Annotated in this window: 15 protein-coding genes and 2 pseudogenes; 8 read left to right on the top strand and 9 right to left on the bottom strand. The window is 70.1% G+C overall.

Annotation, left to right across the window (positions count from 1 at the left end; translation table 11 throughout):
• Positions 1-25: 25 nt before the first annotated feature.
• On the bottom strand, positions 26-1,093 hold the full coding sequence (locus ACT3UF_RS06015; protein WP_441445883.1) for a MerR family transcriptional regulator: 1,068 nt from the start codon (positions 1,091-1,093) through the stop codon (positions 26-28).
• Positions 1,094-1,238: 145 nt separating this feature from the next.
• On the opposite strand from ACT3UF_RS06015, the gene ACT3UF_RS06010 reads away from it, so the two are divergent.
• Genes ACT3UF_RS06010 through ACT3UF_RS05995 form a run of 4 tightly spaced genes read left to right on the top strand, consistent with a single transcriptional unit; the run spans position 1,239 to position 4,864 of the window.
• Positions 1,239-2,012 carry a hypothetical protein gene (locus ACT3UF_RS06010; protein WP_441445882.1) on the top strand — a complete coding sequence of 258 codons (774 nt, stop codon included), beginning with the start codon at positions 1,239-1,241 and terminating at the stop codon, positions 2,010-2,012.
• On the top strand, positions 2,012-3,457 hold the full coding sequence (locus ACT3UF_RS06005) for a hypothetical protein (RefSeq protein ID WP_441445881.1): 1,446 nt from the start codon (positions 2,012-2,014) through the stop codon (positions 3,455-3,457). Before ACT3UF_RS06010 ends, ACT3UF_RS06005 begins: the two co-directional genes overlap by 1 nt.
• Before the next feature lie 46 nt (positions 3,458-3,503).
• Complete coding sequence (locus tag ACT3UF_RS06000; protein WP_441445880.1) at positions 3,504-3,938, top strand: hypothetical protein; 435 nt, start codon at positions 3,504-3,506, stop codon at positions 3,936-3,938.
• A 29-nt stretch (positions 3,939-3,967) separates the two neighbouring features.
• Positions 3,968-4,864, top strand: a complete 897-nt coding sequence (locus ACT3UF_RS05995; protein WP_441445879.1) for a sugar phosphate isomerase/epimerase family protein — start codon at positions 3,968-3,970, stop codon at positions 4,862-4,864.
• Between the two features lie 44 nt (positions 4,865-4,908).
• Here the strand turns inward: ACT3UF_RS05995 and ACT3UF_RS05990 are convergent, their stop codons facing one another.
• A complete protein-coding gene (locus ACT3UF_RS05990; RefSeq protein WP_441445878.1) occupies positions 4,909-5,757 on the bottom strand; it encodes an aldo/keto reductase in 849 nt (282 codons plus the stop codon).
• 89 nt (positions 5,758-5,846) lie between these two features.
• Entirely contained in the window at positions 5,847-6,287 is a 441-nt protein-coding gene (locus ACT3UF_RS05985) for a hypothetical protein (RefSeq protein WP_444608144.1), read from the bottom strand.
• Between the two features lie 141 nt (positions 6,288-6,428).
• Between ACT3UF_RS05985 and ACT3UF_RS05980 the strand changes: the two genes are divergently transcribed.
• Entirely contained in the window at positions 6,429-7,160 is a 732-nt protein-coding gene (locus tag ACT3UF_RS05980) for a helix-turn-helix transcriptional regulator (protein ID WP_441445876.1), read from the top strand.
• Between the two features lie 10 nt (positions 7,161-7,170).
• Here the strand turns inward: ACT3UF_RS05980 and ACT3UF_RS05975 are convergent, their stop codons facing one another.
• Together ACT3UF_RS05975 and ACT3UF_RS05970 are read right to left on the bottom strand one after the other, a co-directional pair.
• Positions 7,171-7,833, bottom strand: coding sequence for a carbonic anhydrase (locus ACT3UF_RS05975; protein ID WP_441445875.1), 663 nt, complete (start codon positions 7,831-7,833; stop codon positions 7,171-7,173).
• 125 nt (positions 7,834-7,958) lie between these two features.
• Positions 7,959-8,390, bottom strand: a complete 432-nt coding sequence (locus ACT3UF_RS05970; RefSeq protein WP_441445874.1) for a VOC family protein — start codon at positions 8,388-8,390, stop codon at positions 7,959-7,961.
• A 166-nt stretch (positions 8,391-8,556) separates the two neighbouring features.
• Here ACT3UF_RS05970 and ACT3UF_RS05965 point away from each other — a divergent pair.
• Positions 8,557-9,426 (top strand): annotated as a pseudogene (locus ACT3UF_RS05965) (P-type ATPase); the annotation flags it as partial.
• Positions 9,427-9,471: 45 nt separating this feature from the next.
• On the opposite strand, the gene ACT3UF_RS05960 reads toward ACT3UF_RS05965, so the two are convergent.
• Positions 9,472-10,758 carry an ISL3 family transposase gene (locus ACT3UF_RS05960; RefSeq protein ID WP_444608143.1) on the bottom strand — a complete coding sequence of 429 codons (1,287 nt, stop codon included), beginning with the start codon at positions 10,756-10,758 and terminating at the stop codon, positions 9,472-9,474.
• A gap of 112 nt (positions 10,759-10,870) precedes the next feature.
• Between ACT3UF_RS05960 and ACT3UF_RS05955 the strand changes: the two are divergent.
• A pseudogene (locus ACT3UF_RS05955) lies at positions 10,871-12,127 on the top strand (heavy metal translocating P-type ATPase); the annotation flags it as partial.
• On the opposite strand, the gene ACT3UF_RS05950 reads toward ACT3UF_RS05955, so the two are convergent.
• On the bottom strand, positions 12,115-13,077 hold the full coding sequence (locus ACT3UF_RS05950) for an aldo/keto reductase (protein WP_441446323.1): 963 nt from the start codon (positions 13,075-13,077) through the stop codon (positions 12,115-12,117). The pseudogene ACT3UF_RS05955 and the gene ACT3UF_RS05950 overlap by 13 nt on opposite strands.
• Before the next feature lie 97 nt (positions 13,078-13,174).
• A complete protein-coding gene (locus ACT3UF_RS05945; protein WP_441446322.1) occupies positions 13,175-14,146 on the bottom strand; it encodes a phosphotransferase enzyme family protein in 972 nt (323 codons plus the stop codon).
• Between ACT3UF_RS05945 and ACT3UF_RS05940 the strand changes: the two genes are divergently transcribed.
• Positions 14,124-14,879 carry an NADPH-dependent F420 reductase gene (locus tag ACT3UF_RS05940; RefSeq protein ID WP_441446321.1) on the top strand — a complete coding sequence of 252 codons (756 nt, stop codon included), beginning with the start codon at positions 14,124-14,126 and terminating at the stop codon, positions 14,877-14,879. The genes ACT3UF_RS05945 and ACT3UF_RS05940 overlap by 23 nt on opposite strands.
• 87 nt (positions 14,880-14,966) lie before the next feature.
• Here ACT3UF_RS05940 and ACT3UF_RS05935 read toward each other — a convergent pair whose 3' ends face one another.
• Positions 14,967-16,085, bottom strand: coding sequence for an Abi family protein (locus ACT3UF_RS05935; RefSeq protein ID WP_442331881.1), 1,119 nt, complete (start codon positions 16,083-16,085; stop codon positions 14,967-14,969).
• Between the last annotated feature and the right edge of the window lie 188 nt (positions 16,086-16,273).

Genomic DNA, 16,273 nt, shown 5'->3' with positions numbered 1-16,273 from the left:
GGTGGGGGTTCGAGCGACCTGAAGGTCAAGGCCGCATCGGCATCACCAGACAGGTCAGGGTGTCCTGGATCGGGGAGGTGACGCGCACCGGGGTGGTCGGGTCGACGAGGGCGAGAGTGACCTCCGCGCCGGTGCAGACCGCGACCGCGGCGGCCAGCAGCGCCCGGCCGATCAGCACCTCGAGGCCACCGTCGGCTCTCGCGCAGCAGGAGGCCCAGCCGTGCAGCGCCGGTGCCTCGCCGGCGTGGAGGACGGCGGTGCTGCCGTCGACGACCAGGCGCAGCTGCGTGCTCGGCGCCGGAGGGACGAGCAGACCGTGCAGCTCCGCTCGATCGAAGCCCGCCACGGCGCGGGCGGGCGGCTGGGTGGAGACCAGGAGTCCGAGATCGGGGACCGCCCGTTCGATGAGCGCGGCGCGTGCCAGGAGCGTCCCCTCGGCGTCGTGCACGGTCAGGGCTGCGCCCGTGAGGGCGAGATGCACGTCGCCGTGGCGGGCGCAGGCGCGGGCGAGATCGGCGGCGTCCACGACCGAGATGATCGCCCGGCCCGGGGAACCGGAGGCCTCCGCCCTGAGGCGACGATGGGCGAGCCAGTAGCGATCCGTGGCGATCAGCGCGATCTCCGCCGACTCGATCACCCAGATCAGTCCGGACACGTCGTCCGCCGCTCTCTCGGCGACAGGCAGCACCTGGGTGATGGCGGCGGCGAGGGAGGCTCCGGGAACGGTCGCCCGCACCGATCCGGTAGCGCCGGTGGTGGGGTCGAGATGCTCCCGCAGCGCGTGCAGCTCCTGCTCGCGCCGGCGGGAGTTCGTGCCATGGTCCATGAGCAGCTCGGCGAGCAGTCGTGACGCCTCGGATGCCGGTCCGGCGACCACCTCGCGCATCACCGCCAGCGGCACTCCGATCGCGCGCATCCGTCGCAGCAGCACCCCGCCCTCGATCTGCGAGGGGGCGTAGTACCGGTACCCGCTCACCGGGTCCACGTCCGCCGGGACGAAGACCTGCTCGGCGGCGTAATGGCGCAGAGCGCTGGCCGGGACGCCCACCGCCCGCGCGAAGGTGCTGATCGTCAGCAGCTGCTCATCGGACACCTGCGCATCCTGCCATGTGCGGGTGCTGCCGCGAGGGCGGTCGGTCCATGGGGACTACTCCCCATTCCTCTCACCCGCGCCCCGACATACGCTCCTGACCAGGGCCGCATCGCAGCGTGCCCGTGGGCGCAGCGGAAGGCCGGGCATGACAGTCGACGACACGACGGTGGAACAGCGACCGCGGATCACCTCGCTGCCCGGGGACGCGAAGCTGGTGCGGATCTCGGAGCCCTCCTGGGCCTGGGTGCGGGCGATCGCGCTCGAGCAGGAACCGCCGACAGAGATCACCGAGGAGCAGATCGTCGAGCTCGAGCTCGTGGGCCTGCTGGTCGACGCGCCCGGCGAGGACGACGGCCTGGTGATCGACCCGCACTGGCAGCAGTTCCTGCGCTCCGCCCTGACCTCCCCCGTCGGCGTCGAGCTGGTGTGCGTCGACGGCGACCGGGCCTGGACCACCCGGCTCCGCATCGCCGGTCGCGTGGTGGTGATCATCGATCAGTCTCGGGAGGTCACCGCCGATGCCGAGACGATGCAGCTCGGGCGCCGGGCGGACGCCGTCATCCTCGGCCTGAGCACGATCGAGCACCTCAGCGAGACCTTCGAGGCGCTCGTGCCGCAGCGCCCCGCCTTCACCGCCGCCGACCCCGCCCCGGCTCCGGCCGAGCTGGTCGACGCCCCCGCCGTCGCGGAGGTGCAGATGCTCGTGATCGCCTCCCCGGCCCCGGAGCAGACCGTCGTCAGCGGCGGCTCCTGGTACGCCTACGGGCAGGAGGGCGAGCAGCTCGCGGTGCTGGTGCCCGGCGAGGACGGCACCGAGGCCCGCGAGCTCGAGCCCGGCTCCCTCACCTCGGCGATGCGCGCCAAGGTGATCGCGGCGATCGGCCATGTCACCGCCCATGCCGCCGGGAGCGCCGCCTGATGACCTTCTACGGGATGGACACCGAGCAGGTCCTCGGCGAATCCGACGCCCTCGAGCAGGCCGCCCGCCGCCTCGAGGAGGTGCTGGGCGGACTGCAGTCGAGCGTGCAGTCCGTGGCGTGGATCGGGCCCGACGCCGAGGCGTTCCGCGAGCAGTGGGACGCCACCCATCGGCAGGGCGAGAGCATCGTGCTGCCGGGCCTGGGGGAGCGATCCCGGGAGCTGCAGCAGCACGTCGAGGAGCAGGACCGCGCTTCCTCCGTCGACGACGGCGGCTGGTTCGAGGACGCGATGGACTGGCTGCGTGACACCGGCGGGGACATCGTCGACGGCATCCGCGACGGGATCGACTGGCTCGGGGATCGGATCTCGGACGGCACCGACTGGCTCGGCGACCGGATCTCCGACGGGATGGACTGGCTCGGGGACCGGGTCCAGGACGGCCGCGACCTGGTCAGCACCGCCCTCGACGCGATCCAGGGCTTCGAATGGCCGCGCTTCACCGAAGTGGTGGTCGACGGCGCAGCAGGGCTGATCCGCGGGACGGGCGACGTCATCGAGGTGCTCACCGGCATCGACCTCAAGCTCGCCGATGACGGCACCGGCTACGCCGACGCCCCGGTCGCGGTCACCCCTGAGGACTCGGGCCTGGTCCCGCCCGGGGACCTCTCCCAGATCATCGCCAACACCAACCAGACCTACGGGTCCGAGGAGACCGGGGAGGTCTCGATGAGCGTGGTCGGGAATCCACCCACCGGCGTCATCGTGAACATCCCCGGCACCGAGCAGTGGGGGCCGATGGCCGGGGACAACCCGCTGGACCTCACCGGCAACGCCGAGCAGGCCGGCTCGAACGGCTGGTCCGCGGGGTCGCAGGCCACGGCCGACGCGATCGCCCAGCTCTACCGGGACAACCCGAACCTGGAGGGCGTCCCCCTGATGCTCAACGGGCACTCCCAGGGCGGCATGATCGCCGCCAGCCTGGCCGCGAACCCGGAGTTCGCCTCCCAGTACAACCTCACCAACGTGATGACCTACGGCTCCCCGGTGGACAACTACGACGTGCCCGCCGGCGTGCACCAGCTGAACATCCAGCACGGCGGCGACCTCGTGCCGAGGATCGACGCCGAGGGCTCGTACATGGGCCCGGTGGTGCCCGGGCCGCGAGGAATCCCCCTGCCCGTCCCGATCCCGAATCCCGGGGAGCTGCTCGCGAACCAGAACATCGGCTCCGGGAACACCACCACCGTCACCCTGGACAGCCCCAGCTGGAACCCGCTGACCAACCACGGGGGCGGCGAATATCAGAACTCGGTGCAGACGCAGCTGCAGGACCCGAACTCGCAGCTCTCGCAGTATTCGCAGGACCCGAGCCTGCAGCCCTTCCTCACCGGGGATCCGGAGAGCGTCCAGCACTTTACCTCCGGCGTGCACCGCGAGAACTGACGCCGAGGGCGGAGCGGGGGCGGAGGCGATGGTGGATGATGGGCCGATGACAGCCAGCGCCATCGGCCGCAGAGGAGTGCTCGTGGGGATCATCGGCAGCCTGCTCACCGCCTGCGGACTGGGCGGGCGCAGCGATGTCACCGACGTCCAGGAGGCGCTGCGCGTCGCTGTCGAAGCGCTGCCGGAGCACCGGGACGGGAAAGTGCAGTTCCAGGACTCCACCTCTGCCGGCACGACCATCAGCGGAGTGCTGGTGCTGGCCGGTCAGGACCGTGCGCAGATCGAACGGTCGCTGCTCGTCGTCCTGGAGACGGTGAGCGACACCTATGACCAGCAGCCCGGGGTGCGGACGGCCTTCGTGCGGATCGAGGCGCACCCCGAGGGGGATCGCGGCACCCGAGTCATGACGGCCGACGTGGTCGCGGCGAGCTCCGGCGCGAACGTCACCACCGAGGACCTCGCGGCGCACTTCGGGGGATGACCCCCGCCCGATCGATCACAGGAGACCTCATGGCCCATGCTCTCAACCCGACCTCTGCCCTGGACCCCACCTCTGCCCTGGACCCCGCCTCTGCCCTGGACCCCACCTCTGTCCTCAACCCCGCGAAGGCTCTCCACACCTGGTCCCTGTTCCGGACCATGGGCCGGTTCGTCGCGCCCGGCTCCGCCCCGTCGGGCACCCTCGCCGAGAACGACGCCGCAGGCGGCCTGGACCTGCTCGAGCTGCCCGGTCAGCTCGCCGCGCACGGATTCACCAGCGCCCAGCTGTGTCACTTCTACCTGCCCCGCACCGAGCCCGCGTACTTGGCAGAGCTGCGCGACGGGTTCGACACCGCGGGAGTCGACCTCGAGTGCTTCCTGGTGGATGACGGAGACATCGTCCATCCCGAGCATGGCGTCGAGCAGCAGCGCTGGGTCTCGGGCTGGATCGAGGTGGCCGAACGGCTGGGCGTGCCGAGGGTGCGGGTGCCCGCCGGGGACCAGGCGCCGACGCCGGAGACGCTCGCGCTCAGCGCCCGCCGGCTGCGGGCCCTCGCCGCGGCGCATCCGGGCCTCCGGGTGCTCACCGAGAACTGGAAGTCGCTGCTGATCGATGCGCGCACCACCCGGGGGCTGCTGGACCAGCTCGAGGGAGAGGTCGGCCTGCTCATCGACACCGGGAACTGGGACGGTGAGGACAAGTACCAGCAGATCGCGGCGGTCGCCGGGGATGCCGAGTGTTCCCAGGTCAAGGCTCGTGAATCGGCTCCGGGCGTGCTCGATGCCGAGGATCTCACGCGCTCGCTGGAGACGCTGCGAGAGACCGGATACACCGGCCGCCTGTCGCTCGTCTACGCCGGGACGGACGACGACGAATGGGGCCGGCTCGAGGAGATGCACGAGATCGCCCGCACCGTCACCGGCTGAGCTGCTCCCCGCTCATCACTCCTCCGGCTCACCACTCCTCCTGCTCACCACTCCTCGTGCTCCCGGGAGTCCCAGGCGCTCTCCTCACCCAGATCGAGGCTCGCCAGCAGTGCGCGATCCTCCTGGTCCAGGCGGAGAGCGGTCAGATCGAGGTTCAGCCGCTGCCTGCCCGGGTCCGAGGAGCGAGGGATCACCACGATCTCCCGGTCCACGGCCCAGCGCAGCGCCACCTGCGCGACTGTGACCGCGTGCTTCGCCGCGACCCTGCGGATCGCGAACTGCTCCGAGAGCCCTTCCCGGGTCCCGAGCGGTCCCCAGGCCTGGGTGACGATCCCATGCTCCCGGTGGAAGGCATCCGGCTCCTGGCGGGGCAGCGCCGGGGAGAGCTGGATCTGATTGATCTCGGGCCAGTGCCCCGTCGCGTCGAACAGCTCCTGGAGCTGATCGGGGCGGAAGTTCGAGACCCCGGCGTGGAGAACCAGCCCTTCCTCCCGCAGGTCCAGCAGGGTGCGCCAGGTGTCCACGGCGAGTCCGCGGGAGGGATTCGGCCAGTGGATCAGGGCGATCCCCACCCGCTCCAGCCCCAACCGGCGCAGCGATTCGAGGATCCCGGTGCGGGCGGCCTCGCGGCCGTGATCGCCACCTGCCACCTTGGTCGTCACCAGCACTTCGGCGGGATCCACACCGCTGCGGCGCAGACCCTCGCCGACGGCGGTCTCGTTGCCGTACTGGGCAGCGGTGTCGAGCAGTCGGTAGCCGGTGCGCAGTGCGGAGGCGATCACGTCGGCTCCGGCGGGGCCCTGGGCCCCGCCCGTGCCGAAGCCGATCAGCGGGATGCTCGCCCCGTCGGCGAACGTGGTGGTGGGAACCTCGGGGGATGCGGGGGTGCTCATAGGGGCCTCCTGGCCGATGCTGGTGCCGCGCCGTCGAAGCTCACCCTACGTGGGACCGTGAGCCCGGTGATCCCGGTGAGGTGCGACGGTCACGCGGCCGCGTCGACCCGCGGACGGTCGTAGGTCCGGGCGAGCAGCCCGAGGGCGACCGCCGCGACCAGCAGGCCGACATCCCGCAGCGCGACGTCGTAGAACCCGGAGTAGGTCAGCAGGTTCACGATGATGCCGGCGAGCCACGCCGCGACCACCCAGGCGGCCAGGCGGGGCCGAAGCGCGACGGCGATCCCGGCCACGATCTCGACCACGCCCACGGCATACATGGCCGCCTGCGCACTGACGGGCAGGAGCGCCACGAGCCACGGGGCCAGGTACCCCGGCCAGTCGGTGAGCAGGTTGGTGAACTTGTCCAGCCCCATCAGCAGGGGGAGGACGACGAAGCCCAGGCGCAGCACCCAGAATGCGGCGAGGCCGGAGTCCTGACGGGCGCGGGTGAGGAAGGACATCGAGCGGGAGGACGTGAGCACGGACATGGCGAGACTCCTTCTAGAACCAACTGAACCTATTTTTAGAGTCCTCCTGACCCCGCCTGTTTGTCAAGAACTCTTGGTGTTAGAGTTTTGGGCATGAACGGAGCGAGTCGTGAACGGGCAGAAGCATGAGCGGGGCGAGTCATGAGCGGTGAGGGTGAGGTCGGTCCGGACGGCCTGCAGGGACTGAGCGCGCTCGTGGATCCGGTGCGGCGACGGCTGTACGACGCGATCGCTGCGCAGGATGAGCCGCTGACCCGCGACGACGCCGCCCGATCGGTGGGGATGGCGCGGAACCTCGCGGCCTACCACCTCGACCGGCTCGTCGAGGCAGGACTATTGACCACCACGTATGCTCGCCCGCCCGGCGTCGGCGGTCCCGGGGCGGGGCGACCCGCCAAGCGGTATCACCGGGTCCGAGAGGAGCGCACCGTCTCCGTGCCCCCGCGCGACTACGCGCTGCTGGCCGACCTGCTCGCGACCGCGATCGACGAGGACGGCAGCGGGGCGCTGCGGGGCGCCCTCGTCCGCACGGCCGAGGCGGAGGGGCACTCCGCCGGTGCAGCGGACGGGGAGCTCATGGAGGTCCTCGCCGCACGGGGCTATGAGCCGTCCATGGATCCAGAGGGGGACATCATCCTGCGCAACTGCCCCTTCCATCGACTCAGCCGCACCCACACCGAGCTGGTGTGCACGCTCAACCAGACGCTGCTGGGCAGCGCGCTGGAGAGCAGGGGAGAGGATCGGGCGCGAGCGGAGCTGTGTCCCCAGGAGGGTCGCTGCTGCGTGATCGTCCGGGCCGGGGCCGGGGCCGTCGTCGCGCCGGAGAGCCTGCCCCGCAGGACGGCTGATCCGACGCCGTCGGCAGGACTGTGAGGGGCTGGCCTCAGCGGGCGGTGTCGACCCGGCCCACCCAGGAGATCGGGGAGACCCGGCCCTCCTCCAGCTGGTACTGGCAGCCGACGATGCCGAGCTCGCCGGCGGCGACCGCGTCGGAGATGACCTTCGACTGCCGCATCAGGGCGTTGATGGTCTCATCCAGATGGCGCCGCCCCACCGCATCCGCATCGATCAGCTCGGGATCCACATACGGGCTGACCTGCTGAGTCATGAACCACTCCTGCTGAACCGCGGGCTGGATCGACTCGAGCTCCTTGCGGATCGCCGGGGTGACCTCGCTCGGCGCGGCCGTGGTCTGATCGATCGCAGCCTTGACCGCCCCGCAGGAGCCGTGGGCGAGCACCACGATCACGGCGACGCCCAGCTCCGCCACGGCGAACTCCATGGTCGCGGTGGTGTTCGCATTCGCGATCTGGCCGATGTTGCGCACCACGAACAGGTCGCCCAGCCCGCAGTCGAAGAGGATCTCTGCCGCCACCCGTGAGTCCGAGCAGCCCAGGAAGGCTGCGTTGGGCGCCTGGCTCCCGCGCAGCTCGCTGCGCCGGGCGGCACTCTGCTGCGGATGGTTCAGGTCCCCGGCCATGAAGCGTTCGTTCCCCTCCACCAGTGCATCCCAGGCCTGCTGGACGGAAACGCGGGGAGAGGACATGAGGGGCCTTTCGAGAGATGGTGCGCGCCGCAGATCGGTGCGACGGGTGGGAGGTCGGTGCGACGGGTGGGCCGTTCAGGCCCTGCCGCAGACTACTCCCGTGGCCCAGGATGTTGTCGAGATGATCAGCTCTCGGCGGGAGTGGAGATGTTCACCTGCCACACGATGCCGAAGCGATCGGTGAACGAGCCGTAGATATCGCCCCACATCTGCTTCTCGAGGGCCATGGTGATGCTGCCGCCCTCGGAGAGCTTGAGGTACGCGCTGCGCAGCAGGGTCTCGTCGTCCCCCATGAGCGACAGGGTGACGTTGTTGCCCACGATGAAGCCTTCGGGGGACATCCCCTCGATCACATCGGACGCGTAGAGCCTGATCAGCTCGGTGACCTCGAGGGAGCCGTGCATGATCTTGTCGGCGTTCGGGTCATCGGCCGGAAGTCCGCCGAACTCCCCGAAGGTGGCGAACTGCGGGATCGCCCCGAGCGAGTGCCCGTAGAACTCGAAGGCCTCCCGGGTGTTGCCGTCGAAGTTCAGGTAGGGGTGGAGTGCTGCGGGCATGGAGGCCTCCTCGGCGTCGCCCCGACCCGTTGCCGGGCGCTCGTTGCGAGCGTAGACCGCGGGGGCGGCGAGGGGAATGGCCTACGGTCCGGGGGTCCCTTGATGAATACCCCCTGGGGGTATAGCTTGAAAGGAAAGAGTCGGAGCAGCGGGAGAGAGGGCGATCATGGGCTTTAAGCCGGACGTCGACCATGGGCATGCGGGGCATGCGGGGCATGCGGACCATCAGGACCATCAGGACCACCACGACCATGGCGACCACCACGACCACGGCGACCACGTCGCGCAGTTCCGTCGGCTGTTCTGGATCATGCTCGTGCTCGCGATCCCCGTGGTCGCGACGAGTCCGATGGTCGGGCTCATGCTCGGCTACGACCTCCCCGAGAGCGGGCTGATCAGCTGGATCCCGCCGCTGCTCGGCACCGTCCTCTACTTCTGGGGCGGCAGGCCGTTCCTCACCGGCGCGGTCTCCGAGATCCGCTCCCGCGCGCCCGGGATGATGCTGCTGATCGCCCTCGCGATCACCGTCGCCTTCGCCGCCTCCTGGGGCGCCTCGCTGGGGCTGCTCGACGCACAGCTCGACTTCTGGTGGGAGCTCGCCCTCCTGGTCGTGATCATGCTGCTGGGCCATTGGATCGAGATGCGCTCGCTCGCACAGACCGGCTCGGCCCTGGATTCCCTCGCCGCGCTCCTGCCCGACGAGGCGGAGAAGGTCGTGGGCGAGGAGGTCGTCTCGGTCTCCCCATCCGAGCTCGCCGTCGGCGACATCGTCCTCGTGCGGCCCGGCGCCTCGGTGCCGGCCGACGGGCGGATCCTCGACGGCGGCGCCAGCATGGACGAGTCCATGATCACCGGCGAGTCCGCCACCGTGCGGCGGGAGGTCGGGGACGACGTCGTCGCAGGCACCGTCGCCACCGACTCCGGCCTGCGCCTCGAGGTCACCGCCATCGGCGAGGACACGGCGCTCGCCGGGATCCGGAAGCTCGTCGCCGATGCGCAGAGCTCCACCTCACGGGCCCAGCGCATCGCGGATACCGGGCTCTTCGCGGTTCATGGTGAATGACCCTGCTGTAGCGGGTATTCACGCTACGGTTCTCGCGGCGCTGGTCAGCAGGATACGCATCCGGTAGTTCTCGGCGTTGCGGAAGCCGCGGCCAGTGCGTTTGATGTTCTTGATGCCGGTATTCGCGGCCTCGACTCGAGCGGTGGTCGCGCCGGTGACGATGAGGACCTCGATCGCGTCCCACCAGGTCACGACGGTGTCGTAGAGCTTGGTCGCCTCGGGCATATTCGCGATCTGCACGAAGTAGCCCATCCGCATCCGTTCCTCCCAGGCCTGAGCCAGGGTGTCGGTCGCCAATAGGCGGCGGAGCTGCTCCTTGATGCCCCAGGCGGCGGAGAGCTCGTCGGTGGGGTCATCGGTGCGGAACACCGTCTCCAACCGCTCCCAGGCCCGTGGAGTGAGGGTGTCAGCGCCGCGTAGCAAAAGCATCCGGTGGGCCCAGGCCGGGTCGTCCTTGCGGCCGCGACGACCGCGATGGGTGCGGGCTAGGCGTTGACGGACGGTGGTGACCATGTCGTTTCCGAGCTTGACGAGGTGGAACTTGTCGACCGAGACCGCAGCGCGGGGCAGGTAGGTCCGCAGTGCTTTGCGGAACGCGGCCGAGGGATCGATGGCGACGATCTCGATCCGCTCCCGCCAGAGCTCGGAGCGCTGGGCGAGCCAGTCGCCGACGGCGGTGGAGTCCCGGCCGTCGACGATACCGAGGACCTGCCCGGTGGAGAGGTCGACCAGGGTCGTCATCCAGGGCTCGAACCGTCTCCAGGCACCGTCGTCGGTGCGGAACCAGCGCACCGACCGGTAGCGGTGCTCATCGATGCCCAGGCACGTCACTGACACGTCCTCGGCGGTGGGCAGGACCACGGCGGCAGCCGCCAGCGCGGCCTGGACCAGCCACCACGAGACGCCATGGGTCCGGGCGACTTCCGAGGCTGCCCGGCCAGAGGTGATCACCGCGGAGACGATCTGGTTTCGCAGCCGGGTCGTTGAGCGCGCGCGGTGCGGGACCTGGTCGGTGGCTTCCCAGAACGTGCGCCGGGCGCAGGCCGGCTCGAGGCAGAACCAGCGTCGCTTGGCCCACACCACCGCCATCGCCCCGGCCACGGGGACGTCCCGGACGTGCTGGGACCGGCGGGAGTGGACCTTGGTCGCGAGCACTCCGCACGACGGACATCCGGGCGGGACGGTCGAGGCGATCACCACTCGACGGCCTCCGTCGGGCAGGTCGATCGCGTCGATGACGTGGTAGTCGGGCAGGTTGAAGATCGTGCTCGCAGCATCTCGCTGCGAACCAGTATTCTCGTGCACAGGCTCGTGGTCCTCTGGAATGTGGATGTCTAGACAACACCCATCACAGCAGGACCACGGGCCGTTCTACGCCAGCGACGCGACGCTCTCCTTCACCACCAACCGCGAAGAGCCGGATACCGCCGCGGGCTGGCTGTTCTGGTTCGCGCTCGGCGCGGCGATCCTCACCGCGATCATCTGGTTCCTCGTCGGGAGTCCGGACCAGGCTGTGATCAGGGCGATCACCGTGCTCGTGATCGCCTGCCCCCATGCATTGGGCCTCGCGATCCCCCTCGTCGTCTCGATCGCGACCGAGCGCGCAGCCCGCGGCGGAGTGCTCGTCACGGACCGCCTGGCGCTCGAGCAGATGCGCACGGTGGACACCGTCCTCTTCGACAAGACCGGCACCCTCACCCGGGGCGAGCCCGCGCTGACCGGCATCGAGACTGGTGCCGAGCGCTCCGAGGACGAGGTGCTCGCCCTCGCCGCCGCCGCCGAGGCACCGAGCGAGCACCCGCTGGCCCGCGCGATCGTGCGGGCCGCGGACGAGCGCGACCTCGCGGTGAGCGCGGGAGACGGGTTCAGCTCGTCGCCCGCGGTCGGAGTGCGGGCCGTCGTGGACGGCGATGTCATCGAGGTGGGCGGCCCATACCTGCTCGAGCAGCACGGGACTGCGGAGCTGCCCGTCGCCGCACAGTGGCATGCGCAGGGGGCGACCGTCCTCCACGTGCTCGCCAGCGGCGACGTGATCGGCGCGCTGCGGGTGGTCGACGAGATCCGGCACGAGTCCCGCGAGGCGGTCGAGGCGCTGCGCGCCCAGGGCGTGGACGTCGTGATGCTCACCGGTGATGCGCGCGCGGTGGCCGAATCCGTCGGCGCCGAGCTCGGCATCGACCGCGTGTTCGCCGGGGTGCGCCCCGAGGACAAGGCCCGGACCGTCGTCGAGCTCCAGGGCGAGGGGCGGAAGGTCGCGATGGTCGGCGACGGCGTCAACGACGCCCCGGCGCTGGCCCAGGCCGACGTGGGCCTCGCGATCGGCGCCGGCACTGACGTCGCCATCGGCTCCGCCGGGGTGGTGCTGGCCTCCTCCGATCCCCGCTCGGTGCTCTCCGTGCTCGAGCTCTCCCGCGCTGCCTACCGCAAGATGCGGCAGAACCTCTGGTGGGCTGCCGGCTACAACCTGCTCGCCGTCCCGCTGGCGGCGGGGGTGCTGGCCCCGATCGGGTTCATTCTGCCGATGAGCGTGGGCGCGCTGCTCATGTCGGCCTCGACCATCGTGGTGGCGCTGAACGCCCAGCTGCTGCGCCGGCTGGACCTGCGGCCCGAGGCCAGTGCAGAGCGGATGCTCGGGCGGTCAGCGACCGTCTCACTCCCTGCTCACCAGGCGTAGGCCTCCGGGGCCGGCCCGCCCGGGCCGGGGAAGATCGCATCGAGCGCGGCGAGGTCGTCCTCGGACAGGGAGATCTCCATGGCGGCGATCGCCGAGTCCAGCTGCTCCATCGTGCGGGGGCCGATGATCGGACCGAGCACGCCGGGCCGGTGCAGCAGCCAGGCGAGCGCCACCTGGCCGGGGGCGAGATCCCGTTCGGCGCAGAACGCCTCCCAGCGATCCAGCTGGGCGGCCAGCCCGTCGGAGAGGTCGTGGCGGTCCGCGGCGCCGCGGCGCACCCCGTCGGCCGAGCGACCGCCGAGCTTCCCACCCGCGAGCGGGGACCAGGCGATGACGCCCATCCCGTAGTGCTCCGCGGCCGGGAGCACCTCGAGCTCGATATCCCGGGTGAACAGGTTGTACAGCGACTGCTCCGAGACCAGCCCCAGGGAGTGCCGGGCGCGGGCGGATTCATTCGCCTGGGCGAGGTGCCAGCCGGCGAAGTTCGAAGAGCCGACGTAGGTGATCTTCCCCTGCGCGACCAGCAGATCCATCGCCTGCCAGATCTCGTCCCACGGGGCGGTGCGGTCCACATGGTGCATCTGATAGAGGTCGATGTGGTCGGTCTGCAGGCGGCGCAGCGAGGCATCCACCGCGCGGCGGATGTTCAGGGCGGAGAGCCCGCGATCGTTCTTCCCGGGTCCCATCTCGCCGAACACCTTGGTGGCGAGGACGATCTCCTCGCGCCGGCCGCGCGAGGCGAGCCAGCGGCCGATGATCTCCTCGGTCCAGCCGCGGCGCTCCGTGCCGCCGTAGCCGTTGGCGGTGTCGAAGAAGGTCACCCCCTGGTCGAGGGCACGGTCCATGATCGCGAAAGCATCCTCCTCCGCGGTGTGGGGACCGAAATTCATGGTCCCGAGCACGAGCCGGGAGACGGTCGCGCCGGTGCGGCCGAGCTGGGCGTACTGCATATCGCTGATCACTCCTCGTGGGGCGGTGTCGCCGGGGAGCGCGCAGGGACCGCTGCGGGCAAGCCTATTCCCGGAGGTGGGGGTGCGCCAGGGGGAGTCAGGGGAGGCGTGCGATCGCTTCGGCCGACGCCGCCCAGCGGCCGTCGTCCTGCGGCGGGATCGCGGCGATGCCCATCCACAGGGTGAGGGCGTCGAGCCACCGGGACTCCAGCTCGTCGAGGGGTCGGACGGCCTCGTAACCGGCACGCAGGGCGGAGCGGGCCGGGGCGGGCGTCGGCCCCCAGCCGCGGAAGAGCGTGGCGAGATAGGTGCCTGCCTGCGCGAGGTCGGCGACCCGGTGGTCGAGACGGACGTCGTCGAAGTCCAGCACCGCGGCGACCCGACTGTCCTCGACCAGGATGTTCGCGGCGCGGAAATCGCCGTGGATCGGCTGCGGGGGATCCGAGGGGGCAGGCAGGTCGGCGACGAGCTCCGCCAGGCGGGCGGAGGCTGCGGGCACGCGGCCCGGATCGCGGTCGGTCAGCCAGGTGCTCACCCGGCCCGGAAGCGGGGACGGGGCTTTCGACGAGAGGCCCGCGGTGCCGACGTCCGCGAGCGCACCGTGCAGAGCGGCGAGGCAGGCGCCCGCAGCGTGCACGGAGTCGAGGTCGTCCACATCGAGCCAGGTCCCGCCGACCTCCGGCAGCACCGCGAGGGAGAACGGGAGGGAGGGCCCGTCGACCTCGAGCCGCACGCGCCCGTCGCGGCCCGGCAGCGGGGCCGCGACCGGGATGCCCCGGGAGGCGAGGTCCGTGAGCAGGCGCGTCGTGGTGGCGAGGTGTGCGAACCGCTCCGGCGCGCAGGAGAGCTTGACGATCAGCGGGCCGCGATCGGTGCGCACCCAGGCGATCGCATTGCGGTCGCTGAGCGTGAGGCGCGGGACCTCCTGCACAGCGAGATCCCAGTGCTCGGCGAGCACCGCGGTGAGCCAGCGGGTGGCCCCGTCGGCGCCGTCGAGGCCGAAGCGCTCGTTCAGCGCCTGCTCGGCGTCGGCCGTCTCCCACAGCATGGACAGTCCCAGGCTCAGCATGGACCCACGGTACGGCCACGTCGCCACGGTACGGCCACGTCATGCGCCGTCACACGGGAACAGGGGCGAGAGGCGCGGCGTTGGACGGGCCATGACAACACTGGGAATCATCGGAGCAGGCAACATCGGCAGCCAGGTCGCCCGGGCCGCGATCACGGCGGGGTATGACGTGGTGATCGCGAACTCGCGAGGCCCGGAGACCCTCGAGAACCTCGTGGAGGAGCTCGGTAGGAAGGCCCGCGCCGCCACCGCGGCGGAGGCCGGCGCAGCGGGGGACGTCGTCGTGGTGACGGTCCCGCTGAACGCCCTCGGTCAGGTCCCGGTCGAGCCGCTCGCCGGCAAGATCGTGCTCGACACCAACAACTACTACCACGAGCGCGACGGGCGGATCGAGGCCCTCGACAAGGGCGAGACCACGACCTCGCAGCTGCTCCAGGAGCACCTGCCCACCTCGAAGGTGGTCAAGGCCTTCAATCACATCCGCTCCGCGGACATCACCACCGACACCGCCCCTGCGGGCGCACCGGACAGGCGCGCGCTCGCCGTCTCGAGTGACTTCCCCGAGGCAGTGGAGCTCGCGACGAGGTTCTACGACGAGATCGGCTTCGACGCGGTGGACGTGAGCCCGCTGAGCGAGTCCTGGCGCGTGGAGCGCGATCGCCCCGCCTACGTGGTGCGTCAGACCGCTGCGGAGCTGCGCGAGAACCTCGCGGTCGCGAACCGTCTGCCCTGAGCGGTGTATAAGGGTGGGATGGAAGCGGCGTCGATCGCCTCCTTCGTGCCAGCCCTCAGGCAGCAGGCCGTCGAAGGGGAGGTCGGCTCACTGCTGATCGAGCTCCGCAAGCGTGCGCGCGGAGCGCAGGTCTGTGACGGAGACGTACCGTTGCCGCTGCACCCAGCCGCTTCCACGCCCTGAACGCAGATTGTCCAGCGTGTGCTCGAGCGTGACGTGACCCAGCCGATCTCCGTCTTCGCCTGGGCGGGTCAGGAAGAAGACCTGGTGCGCCGGACCTCTCCAGTGCGAGGCGAGACCGGCTTTGATGATGTCGGCGAGGCGCTGGTCCTCATCATGGTGGGTCCCTTTGAGGCGACCGATCTCTTCAGGCGTCCAGGTGACGTTGTCGATTCGCTTCAGCACCTTTGGGACCTCAAGTTGAATAGCTTTCTCGGCGTAGAACCCGAGATGGCTAACATTTCGGAAGTAGCGTTCCGGCTGACAAATGTAGACGCCGTGCTCCAGGTAAAAGTGCCAAGCATCCTTGGCCGGTACCACGACCGCGACGGATTCGGCGGCGGGTGGGCGCTCGTCAAGGAGATCGGGCACGCGGGAGGCTCCACGCACCCATGCCTGGAGATTGGGGTCGATCCAGCTGAGGATGTCCATGGCCTGCTCGAAGCGCTCCTCCAGGGGCTGGTCGAAGATCGCTTGGTGGTGCGCGATGCGGTTTCGCAGAATGCGCAACGCCAGCACAGAGGTGTGGACGGACGCACGCACGAAGCCCTTCGGTCGATGGGGAAAAGCATGGACGAGATGCTTGCGGAATAAATTTTCGTATTTCTTGCCGAAGATCGCCTCCCACAGTCCGAATGTCATCGAGGCGAGCACCTTGTCCCGCGACGCGGTGTCCGCCTTCTTCCCGAGGTGCTTGCAGGCCATCTCATGGAATTTGAGGGCATCCTTGTCGAGGAAGGAAGGGCTGGCGAACCACCAGCCAAGAGCCACGTCGACGCGGGCGCTCTCAGCCACCTCCAGCGGCGCGAGGATCTTGTCGACGGAGTTGCGCAGCGCTACTTCGACATGGGCGATCAGTTCGAAGAACCCGGCGGAGATCGCGACATTCCACTCGTAGAGTCGGAGGGCTGATTCATAGTCGTGGTTCGCCGCTACGAGGTACTCCTCGAAGCGCGCCTCGGACACCCACTGCGGAACCCCGGACATCACTCCCCCTGCTGTAAGCACACGGGGGTGATACGATACGTGCATCGCGCTCCAGAGCGGCCTCTGGTCCTTGAGACTAAGCCACTGGGGCGCTTTTTTGTGCGCTCTGACTTCGAAGTCGAGCCCGTTCCTCGGCGCGCGACCGGCCGCCCGGTCTCGGTATGCACGAAGGGCGGATAGATGAGCCG

It is taken from the genome of Brachybacterium sp. AOP24-D1-21 (assembly GCF_052378665.1).
Classification (GTDB): domain Bacteria; phylum Actinomycetota; class Actinomycetes; order Actinomycetales; family Dermabacteraceae; genus Brachybacterium.
Note: the sequence above shows the minus strand (reverse complement) of the source record. Positions and strands in the feature narration are given on the sequence as shown.

Excerpts from the sequence above, each read along its gene's own strand:
- ACT3UF_RS06010 (WP_441445882.1), top strand. The coding sequence starts at position 1,239 with ATGACAGTCGACGACACGACGGTGGAACAGCGACCGCGGATCACCTCG.
- ACT3UF_RS06005 (WP_441445881.1), top strand. The coding sequence starts at position 2,012 with ATGACCTTCTACGGGATGGACACCGAGCAGGTCCTCGGCGAATCCGAC.
- ACT3UF_RS06000 (WP_441445880.1), top strand. The coding sequence starts at position 3,504 with ATGACAGCCAGCGCCATCGGCCGCAGAGGAGTGCTCGTGGGGATCATC.
- ACT3UF_RS05995 (WP_441445879.1), top strand. The coding sequence starts at position 3,968 with ATGGCCCATGCTCTCAACCCGACCTCTGCCCTGGACCCCACCTCTGCC.
- ACT3UF_RS05990 (WP_441445878.1), bottom strand. The coding sequence starts at position 5,757 with ATGAGCACCCCCGCATCCCCCGAGGTTCCCACCACCACGTTCGCCGAC.
- ACT3UF_RS05985 (WP_444608144.1), bottom strand. The coding sequence starts at position 6,287 with ATGTCCGTGCTCACGTCCTCCCGCTCGATGTCCTTCCTCACCCGCGCC.
- ACT3UF_RS05980 (WP_441445876.1), top strand. The coding sequence starts at position 6,429 with ATGAGCGGTGAGGGTGAGGTCGGTCCGGACGGCCTGCAGGGACTGAGC.
- ACT3UF_RS05975 (WP_441445875.1), bottom strand. The coding sequence starts at position 7,833 with ATGTCCTCTCCCCGCGTTTCCGTCCAGCAGGCCTGGGATGCACTGGTG.
- ACT3UF_RS05970 (WP_441445874.1), bottom strand. The coding sequence starts at position 8,390 with ATGCCCGCAGCACTCCACCCCTACCTGAACTTCGACGGCAACACCCGG.
- ACT3UF_RS05950 (WP_441446323.1), bottom strand. The coding sequence starts at position 13,077 with ATGCAGTACGCCCAGCTCGGCCGCACCGGCGCGACCGTCTCCCGGCTC.
- ACT3UF_RS05940 (WP_441446321.1), top strand. The coding sequence starts at position 14,124 with ATGGACAGTCCCAGGCTCAGCATGGACCCACGGTACGGCCACGTCGCC.
- ACT3UF_RS05945 (WP_441446322.1), bottom strand. The coding sequence starts at position 14,146 with ATGCTGAGCCTGGGACTGTCCATGCTGTGGGAGACGGCCGACGCCGAG.
- ACT3UF_RS05935 (WP_442331881.1), bottom strand. The coding sequence starts at position 16,085 with ATGTCCGGGGTTCCGCAGTGGGTGTCCGAGGCGCGCTTCGAGGAGTAC.